Raw genomic sequence first — 9,002 nt, 5'->3', positions numbered from 1 at the left:
GCTAGCGATCAGCGCCCGACCACCTTGGGCTTGTAGGCACAAAACCCCGGCCGCGGCCCGACCTTGGGGTGGTTGCGGCAGGTGTCCGGCCGCTTGTCATAAATGGTGCACAGCCGGCTTTTACGATCCAGGTACAGGCAGTCGTCGTTGCTCATGCGGGTCAGGGTGAAGATTCCCGATTTCTGGTTGAAGCGTTCGATGATGCCTTCTTTCTGCAGGCGCTTGGCGATGTTCTTCGGCGGTTCGTCTTTTTCGAATTCGTCGACCACGCCGATACGGATCAGATCCTTGATCTTCACCTCCACTGGCAAGGTGCAGCAGGTCGAATGGCAGCCATGGCACATGTTGCTGGTGTAGCGCTGCCAGGTCTCCAGGCGGTCGACTTCGGCCGCAGCGATCAGGGTCGTTTTCATCATCGTTATGAGGGTGTATCACGGTCTTGGGCGCGCGATCATACCGGAATTGTTCAATTTATGAACAACCTTTTGCCGGAATCGCAGAGTGGGCATGAAAACTGCGAACGGTAACTGTCACTCCCTGTCGAAGGGTCTAGGCTCAGAAGTCTCCCTCCGTTTTCGTCAACTTGCCCGAGGATGCCGCATGTCCCAGGAACCCAAAGCTCGTGACGCCGAGGTGGCCGAATTTCGCGCCGCTGTACTGGACAAGCTGACCTACGCGGTCGGCAAGGACCCGGAACATGCCTTCGACCACGACTGGTTCGAAGCCATCGCCCTGGCCGCGCGCGATCACATGGTCGATCACTGGATGGACCACACCCGGCAGGCATATCGCCGTAGCCAGAAGCGGGTCTATTACCTTTCCCTCGAATTTCTCATCGGCCGCCTGTTGTATGACAGCCTCAGCAACCTGGGCCTGCTCGACATTGCCCGCGATGCGCTGGAAGGCCTGGATGTGGACCTGGAGCGGATCCGCCTGCTCGAGCCCGATGCAGCGTTGGGCAACGGCGGCCTGGGCCGCCTTGCAGCGTGCTTCATGGAGAGCATGTCGACCCTCGGTATTGCTGCCCACGGCTACGGTATCCGCTATGAGCATGGGCTGTTCCGCCAGGCCATGGTCGATGGCTGGCAGCAGGAACAGACCGAGAACTGGCTGGATTTCGGCAACCCCTGGGAATTCGAGCGCGCCGAGGTGATCTACCCGATCAGCTTTGGCGGCAGCGTCGAAACGGTGCATGACAGCCACGGCCAGCAACGCCAGGTATGGTGGCCGGGCGAGACCGTGCGGGCGGTGGCCTATGACACCCCGGTGGTCGGTTGGCGCGGGTCCAGCGTCAATACCCTGCGCCTGTGGCGTGCGCGGGCGCTGGAAGAGCTGCACCTGGAGCGCTTCAATGCCGGTGACCACCTCGGCGCGGTAGCCGAGGTGGCCCGGGCCGAAAGCATCTCGCGGGTACTTTACCCGGCCGACAGCACCGAGGCCGGCCAGGAGCTGCGGCTGCGCCAGGAGTACTTTTTCGTCTCGGCGTCGCTGCAGGACCTGCTGCGTCGTCACCTGAACATGCATGACAACCTGCTCAACCTGCCCGACGCGGCGGCCATCCAGCTCAACGACACCCACCCGTCGATCGCCGTGGCCGAGCTGATGCGCCTGTTGGTCGACCAGCATGAAATTCCCTGGGATACCGCCTGGGAACTGACCGTGGGCACCCTGGCCTACACCAATCACACCCTGCTGCCGGAAGCCCTGGAAACCTGGCCGGTGGCGCTGATGGAGCGGATGCTGCCACGGCACATGCAGATCATCTACCTGATCAACGCCTACCATATCGATGCGCTACGGGCCAAAGGCCTGCATGACTTCGATGTGTTGCGGGCGGTGTCGCTGATCGAGGAAGACAACGGCCGTCGGGTGCGCATGGGCAACCTGGCATTTCTCGGCTCGCACAGCGTCAACGGGGTTTCGGCGCTGCACAGCAAACTGATGAAAAGCACGGTGTTCGCCGAGCTGCACAAACTTTACCCGCAACGGATCAACAACAAGACCAACGGCATCACCTTCCGCCGCTGGCTGTACCAGTCCAACCCGCAGCTCACGGCCATGCTGGTCGAGGCGCTGGGCCCTGAGCTGCTGGATGACCCTGAGGGACGCCTGGCCGGCCTGGTGCCGTTCGCCGATAAAGGCGCTTTCCGCAAGCAGTTCGCTGCCCAGCGCCTGCACAGCAAGCGTGCCCTGGCCAGCATCATCCAGGACCGCCTGGGCGTCACGGTGAACCCCGAGGCGCTGTTCGACGTGCAGGTCAAGCGCATCCACGAGTACAAGCGCCAGTTGCTCAACCTGCTGCACACCGTGGCGCTGTACCAGGCCATGCGCAACGACCCGGGTAGCGACTGGGTGCCGCGGGTCAAGATCTTCGCCGGCAAGGCCGCGGCCAGCTATCACCAGGCCAAGCTGATCATCAAGCTGGCCAACGACATCGCCCGGGTGGTGAACAACGACCCGACGGTGCGCGGCCTGCTGAAGGTGGTGTTCCTGCCCAACTACAACGTCAGCCTGGCCGAATGCATCATTCCGGCGGCGGACCTTTCCGAGCAGATTTCGACCGCCGGCTACGAAGCGTCCGGTACCAGCAACATGAAGTTCGGCCTGAACGGCGCGCTCACCATCGGCACCCTGGATGGCGCCAATGTGGAAATGAGCGAGCAGGTCGGGGCCGACAACATGTTCATCTTCGGCCTCACGGCGCAGCAGGTGGAAGCGCGGCGGCGCGCCGGGGACTTCGGCGCCACTGCGGCGATTGCCGCGTCCAGCCGCCTGAACGATGTGCTGCAAGCCATTCGCAGCGGGGTGTTCTCGCCGGATGATCCGTCGCGCTACACCGCCCTGATCGATGGGCTGGTGGCCTATGACCGCTTTCTGGTGTGTGCCGATTTCGACGCCTACTGGGACGCCCAGCGCCGGGTCGAGGAGTTGTGGCACAAGCCGCAGGAGTGGTGGCGCATGGCGGTGCTGAACACCGCGCGGATGGGCTGGTTCTCGTCGGACCGGACCATTCGTGAATATGCCAGCGAGATCTGGAAGGCTCTGGATTGATTCAAGCCTGAATGGCCTGTTCGCGGGCATGCCCGTGAACAGGCCCATGACCAGACCGTCGGCCTGGCGCACGCTGAACTACCGACCTATTGTGCCGTCTGAGAGCCGTGGCGAATCTCATCACTCGCTAGCCTGCAACTCTCCCTGTAAACTGCGTGGGTTTTTTATCCCGCCAATCCTTTCGGAGCCATACATGTCCCGCGTTACCCTGAGTCGCTATCTGATTGAGCAGACCCGCAGCAACAATACCCCTGCCGATCTGCGCTTCCTGATCGAGGTGGTGGCGCGTGCGTGCAAGGAAATCAGCCATCACGTGTCCAAAGGCGCCCTCGGTGGTGTGCTGGGCAGCATGGGCACTGAAAACGTGCAGGGCGAAGTCCAGAAGAAGCTGGACGTGATTTCCAACGATATCCTGCTGGAGGCCAACGAGTGGGGTGGCCACCTGGCCGGCATGGCCTCCGAAGAAATGGACAATGCCTACCAGATCCCGGGCAAGTACCCGAAAGGCGCCTACCTGCTGGTCTTCGATCCGCTGGACGGCTCGTCCAACATCGACGTCAACGTGTCGGTCGGCACCATCTTCTCGGTACTGCGTTGCCCTAACGAGTACCTGAGCCAGAACGAAACCCTGAACGAAAAAGCCTTCCTGCAGCCAGGCACCCAGCAGGTCGCCGCCGGTTATGCCATCTACGGCCCGCAGACCATGCTGATCCTGACTCTGGGCAACGGCGTCAAGGGCTTCACCCTGGACCGCGAGCTGGGCAGCTTCGTCCTGACCCACGAGAACATCCGCGTGCCGGAAAGCACCGCCGAGTTCGCCATCAACATGTCCAACCAGCGCCACTGGGAAGCACCGGTCCAGCGCTACGTGGGCGAACTGCTGGCCGGCGAGACCGGCCCGCTGAAAAAGAACTACAACATGCGCTGGATCGCCTCGATGGTGGCCGACGTGCACCGCATTCTGACCCGTGGCGGCCTGTTCATGTACCCACGTGACGCCCGCGAGCCGAGCAAGCCGGGCAAACTGCGCCTGATGTACGAAGCCAACCCGATGTCGTTCATCATCGAACAGGCCGGCGGCGCCTCCACCAACGGTTACGATCGCATCCTCGACATCCAGCCTGAGAGCCTGCACCAGCGCGTGTCGGTAATCCTCGGCTCGAAGGAAGAGGTCGAGCGCGTCACCGCCTACCACAAGGAGTAAGTCATGCTCGCACCTTGGCAGCCGTTGCTGGAGTGGTGGTTCGGTTGGGGCACCAGTCCCCAGGCCGTGGCTGACGAGAAGAGCACGCTGTGGTTCGGCAAGCATCACGATGCCGAGGCCCATGCGCTGTTTGGCGAACTGGTCGAGCACGCCCTGGCCGGCGGGCTCGACGAGTGGCAGCAGAGCCCGCAGGGCTGGCTGGGCCTGCTGATCCTGCTGGACCAGCTGCCGCGCATGATCTATCGCGACACGCCACGCGCCTTCGAGGGTGACCGGCGCGCTCAGGTAGTGGCCATGCAGGGCCTGCAGAAGGGCTGGGACTACCAGTTGCTGCCGATCCAGCGGGTGTTCGTGCTGCTGGTGCTTGAGCATGCCGAAGTGCTGGATTGGCAGAACCTGTGTGTCGAGCGCTACCAGATGCTGCTGGACGAGCAGCCAGAGGCCAACCGCCGGTTGTTCGAAGGTTTTCTCGATTATGCCGAGCAGCACCGGCGGGTGATCGAGCGGTTCGGGCGCTTCCCGCACCGCAACCTGGTATTGGAACGGCCCAGTACCAGCGAAGAGATGGACTTTCTGCTGGAGCCCGGGTCGAGGTTCTGAGGCCACGGGGCGCACTGCGCAAGCCGTCACGACGCAAGGCCGCTTCTGCACAGAAGCGGCCTTTTTATTGCTCGCGCGACTAATGCTTTGTGATTAATCGCACATTAGTGGCCATCCGACCAATGGTGTAGGGGGAAAGGGGGTAGGGCAGGGAACCTGGGAGGGATTTTTCCGTCGAAGGTCACTGCAGGCCACTCGCCTGTATCCCCTGTCCAGGAGTGTCCTTCATGTCGTTGCGTTCCCTCGCCCTGTTGTCGCTGTGCGTCGTCCTGACTGCCTGCAGCAAGATCAATCAGGAAAACTATTCCAAGATCAAGGCCGGTATGAACAAGGCCGAGGTCGAGCAGTTGCTCGGCACGCCGACCGAGTGTTCCGGCGCACTGGGCATGAGCAGCTGCACCTGGGGGGACGAGAAGAGCTTCATCAGTGTGCAGTACGCGGCTGACAAGGTGCTGATGTATTCCGGGCAGGGCCTCAAATGAAGCACCTGTACCTGCTGATGGGGGTATGCCTGGCGTTGCTGCTGGGTGGCTGTGCCGGCTCGGTGCACGACCCGCTTGCGCCGAAGACCGCTGGCAATGTCGACCTCAAGCGCTACCAGGGAAAATGGTACGAGCTGGCACGCCTGCCGATGCAATACCAGGACGGTTGTGAGCAATCCGAGGCGCACTACAACCTCAGGGTCGATGGCAGCCTGGGCGTGCTCAACCGTTGCCGCACCATGGGTGACGAATGGCTGCGTGCAGAAGGGCACGCGAACATTCAGGAGCCGGGCCACACCGACAAGTTGTGGGTCGAGTTCGACAACTGGTTCACCAAGCTGGTGCCAGGCGTGGCCAGGGGCGAGTACTGGATTCTGTATGTGGACGAGCGTTACCGCACGGCGGTGGTTGGCAGCCCCGACCGCAAGCACTTGTGGCTGCTGTCACGGACGCCGACACTGCCGGCCTGGGAGCGCGAGAACCTGATGTCCAGGGCGCGACAACAGGGGTATGACACCAGCCGCTTGATCTGGCGCGCTTCGGACCAGCAGATCGTCAAGATGCATTGAATTCCGGGGCTGCGAGGCAGCCCCGATTCACCGCTACCGCAACAGCTGGCGCAACACCCCGGCGAACGCCCGCCCGCTTTCCTCTTCCTGCGCATGGCGCCCCTGGCGCACCACCCACTGTCCGTTCACCATCACATCGCGCACCTGCCGGTCACCGCCAGCAAACAGCCAGCGGTTGAGAATGGCATCACCCTCGGCCACGGCGATGTAGGGGTCCTGCCCATCGAGCACCAGCCAGTCGGCACGCTTGCCCACTGCCAGCTCCCCGACCGCCTGCCCCAACGCCTGTGCGCCACCGCTCAGGGCGGCGTCATACAAGGTGCGCCCGACCATCGGCTGGTCGCCGCGATACAGGCGGTTGCGCCGCTGGTCACGCAGCCGCTGGCCGTATTCCAGCCAGCGCAGCTCCTCCACCACGCTGAGCGATACATGGCTGTCCGAGCCGATGCCCAGGCGACCGTCCTGGGCCAGGTAGTCCACCGCCGGGAAGATCCCGTCGCCCAGGTTGGCTTCCGTGGTCAGGCACAGCCCCGCCACCGCGCCGCTGCGGGCCATGGCGGTGACTTCATCCGGCTCGGCATGGGTGGCATGTACCAGGCACCAGCGCGGGTCGACGTCCACATGCTGGTACAGCCACTGCAACGGGCGCTGGCCGCTCCAGGCCAGGCAGTCATCGACTTCCTTCTGCTGCTCGGCGATGTGGATATGTACCGGGCAGTGCTTGTCGCTGGCTGCCAGCACCTCGGTAATCTGCCCAGGTGTCACCGCCCGTAGCGAGTGGAAGCACAAACCCAGTTGCTGTGCCGGTTGGCCGGCCAGCAGCGGGGCCAGTTGTGCTTGCAGCTGCAGGTACCTTTCGGTGGAGTTGATGAAACGCCGCTGCCCGTCATTCGGCGCCTGGCCACCAAACCCGGCATGGCTGTACAGCACCGGCAGCAAGGTCAGGCCGATACCGCTGTCGCTGGCAGCCGCGCTGATGCGGCGCGACAGCTCCGCCGGGTCGGCATAGGCCTGGCCGGCCTGGTCGTGGTGCACGTAATGGAACTCGGCCACCGAGGTGTAGCCAGCCTTGAGCATTTCGATGTACAGCTGGCGGGCGATGACCTGCAGTTGTTCCGGGCTGATCTGGCCGACCAGGCGGTACATCAGGTCGCGCCAGGTCCAGAAGCTGTCGTTGGGGTTGCCGGCCACCTCTGCCAGGCCCGCCATGGCCCGCTGAAAGGCGTGCGAGTGCAGGTTGGGCATGCCTGGCAGCACAGGGCCGCCAAGGCGCTCTGCGCCTTCGGCACTGGCCTCGGCTGCGACTGCCGCCAGAGTGCCGTCGGCGGCTACCTCGAAACGGACATTGTGAACCCAACCGCTGGGCAGGAGGGCACGTTCGGCGTAATAGGCGGGCATTGCGCTATCCTGTTATTGTTCAACTTGTATATACATATACAGGCGTTTGCCTGCCGGGTAAACTGCGGCAAGCTACCATCAATCTATTCGCACAAGGATCAAAGCCGTGCCGACACCTTCTGTTTCCGCGCTGGTGGCCCAAATGGGCGAGGGCCCGGCGCCGCTGTACGCCCGGGTCAAGCAGATGATCGTCCAGCAGATCGAGAATGGCAGCTGGCCGCCGCACCACCGCGTGCCGTCCGAAAGCGAGCTGGTCAGCCAGCTGGGCTTCAGCCGCATGACCATCAACCGCGCATTGCGTGAGCTTACCGCCGAAGGGCTGTTGGTGCGCATGCAGGGGGTCGGCACCTTCGTTGCCGAGCCCAAGACTCGTTCGGCGCTGTTCGAAGTCAACAACATCGCTGACGAGATTGCCGCCCGTGGCCACCAGCATAGTTGCCAGCTGATTACCCTGGCCGAGGAGACCGCCGGCTCCGAACGCGCCCTGGCCCTCGATATGCGTGAAGGCCAGCGGGTGTTCCATTCGTTGATCGTGCATTACGAAAACGGCGTCCCGGTGCAGATCGAAGACCGTTACGTCAATGCCCAGATCGCCCCGGACTACCTCAAGCAGGATTTCACCCTGCAGACGCCCTATGCCTACCTGTCCCAGGTAGCGCCGCTGACCGAGGGCGAGCACGTCGTCGAAGCCATCCTCGCCGAGCCTGACGAATGCAGGCTGCTGCAGATCGAGCAAGGTGAGCCGTGCCTGTTGATCCGCCGCCGCACCTGGTCCGGCCGCCAGCCTGTCACCGCGGCGCGGTTGATCCACCCCGGTTCCCGTCATCGCCTGGAAGGACGTTTCAGCAAATGAGCCAAATGCACTGGTTGCGTGCCAAAGACTACCCGCGCATGCCGTGGAAGAACGGTGGTGGCTTCACCGAGGAAATCACCCGCGATGCCGGTGACGGGCTCGAGGGCTTCGGCTGGCGCTTGTCGATAGCCGATATCGAGGCCTCTGGTGGGTTCTCTACCTTTGCCGGTTACCAGCGCATCATCACCGTGCTGCAAGGCGATGGAATGCGCCTTACGGTGGATGGCCAGCCCAGCCGGCCGCTGGTGCCCTTCGATGCCTACGCGTTCAGCGGTGAAAGCCAGGTGAGCTGCGCGCTGCTGGGCGGGGCGATTCGCGACTTCAACCTGATCTACGCACCACTGCGTTACCGTGCGCGACTGCAGTGGTACCACGGCGACAGCCGGCTGTTCAGTGCCGCCGGCACCGTGCTGGTGTTCAGTGGCCAGGCGCAATTGCAGGTGAGTATCGACGGCCAGCTGCAGCCGGCGCTGGGGCTGTATGACTGCTTGCAACTGAGCGGTAACGACCACCTGCTGGAAGTGGAAGTGCTCGGACGTTGCTGTGTGATCGAGCTGACTGCGCTTTCGTAATACCCACCGGCCCTTTGCAACCCGGCGAAAGGGCCGCACCACCCCACCAGGAGTTACCCGGTAACGCCCCGAAAAGGTCTGGCCTGTTACCGAATGCCCCAAGTTGGCGCAATGCCCACGGGCCCTCATCCTCCTCGCCAATTGCCTCGCCAGGTTTTTTCCATTTTCTGCAGCCCTTGCGCCATGCGGCCTGCAACGCCATGAGCCGGCCCATGAACACGCCCGGCGAAGCGACTTGGCCGTTCAATTGCATATGCTTGTATGTACAAGTAA

9 protein-coding genes are annotated in these 9,002 nt (G+C 63.1%); 7 read left to right on the top strand and 2 right to left on the bottom strand.

Annotated elements, in window-relative coordinates:
* Positions 1-8: 8 nt before the first annotated feature.
* Positions 9-413 (bottom strand): YkgJ family cysteine cluster protein, encoded by a 405-nt coding sequence (locus ACLEJP_RS11860; RefSeq protein ID WP_440806585.1) that lies wholly within the window; start codon positions 411-413, stop codon positions 9-11.
* A gap of 187 nt (positions 414-600) precedes the next feature.
* Between ACLEJP_RS11860 and ACLEJP_RS11855 the strand changes: the two genes are divergently transcribed.
* The 5 genes from ACLEJP_RS11855 to ACLEJP_RS11835 all read left to right on the top strand — a co-directional run bounded on the left by ACLEJP_RS11855 (position 601) and on the right by ACLEJP_RS11835 (position 5,906).
* A complete protein-coding gene (locus ACLEJP_RS11855) occupies positions 601-3,051 on the top strand; it encodes a glycogen/starch/alpha-glucan phosphorylase (protein ID WP_440806583.1) in 2,451 nt (816 codons plus the stop codon).
* 193 nt (positions 3,052-3,244) lie between these two features.
* Positions 3,245-4,255, top strand: coding sequence for a class 1 fructose-bisphosphatase (locus ACLEJP_RS11850; RefSeq protein WP_051099541.1), 1,011 nt, complete (start codon positions 3,245-3,247; stop codon positions 4,253-4,255).
* A gap of 3 nt (positions 4,256-4,258) precedes the next feature.
* Entirely contained in the window at positions 4,259-4,855 is a 597-nt protein-coding gene (locus tag ACLEJP_RS11845) for a DUF924 family protein (RefSeq protein ID WP_225779560.1), read from the top strand.
* 227 nt (positions 4,856-5,082) lie between these two features.
* Entirely contained in the window at positions 5,083-5,337 is a 255-nt protein-coding gene (gene bamE, locus ACLEJP_RS11840) for an outer membrane protein assembly factor BamE domain-containing protein (RefSeq protein WP_003249234.1), read from the top strand.
* A complete protein-coding gene (locus ACLEJP_RS11835) occupies positions 5,334-5,906 on the top strand; it encodes a lipocalin family protein (protein ID WP_440806579.1) in 573 nt (190 codons plus the stop codon). Before bamE ends, ACLEJP_RS11835 begins: the two co-directional genes overlap by 4 nt.
* Positions 5,907-5,939: 33 nt before the next feature.
* Here ACLEJP_RS11835 and ACLEJP_RS11830 read toward each other — a convergent pair whose 3' ends face one another.
* Entirely contained in the window at positions 5,940-7,304 is a 1,365-nt protein-coding gene (locus tag ACLEJP_RS11830; RefSeq protein WP_440806578.1) for a formimidoylglutamate deiminase, read from the bottom strand.
* Between the two features lie 142 nt (positions 7,305-7,446).
* Here ACLEJP_RS11830 and hutC point away from each other — a divergent pair, with 142 nt between their 5' ends.
* Positions 7,447-8,157 carry a histidine utilization repressor gene (gene hutC / locus ACLEJP_RS11825; protein WP_225780760.1) on the top strand — a complete coding sequence of 237 codons (711 nt, stop codon included), beginning with the start codon at positions 7,447-7,449 and terminating at the stop codon, positions 8,155-8,157.
* Positions 8,154-8,729, top strand: a complete 576-nt coding sequence (locus ACLEJP_RS11820) for a HutD/Ves family protein (RefSeq protein WP_440806576.1) — start codon at positions 8,154-8,156, stop codon at positions 8,727-8,729. Before hutC ends, ACLEJP_RS11820 begins: the two co-directional genes overlap by 4 nt.
* Positions 8,730-9,002: the final 273 nt, after the last annotated feature.

Source organism: Pseudomonas sp. SMV7, assembly GCF_052041995.1.
Taxonomy (GTDB): Bacteria; Pseudomonadota; Gammaproteobacteria; order Pseudomonadales; family Pseudomonadaceae; genus Aquipseudomonas.
Note: the sequence above shows the minus strand (reverse complement) of the source record. Positions and strands in the feature narration are given on the sequence as shown.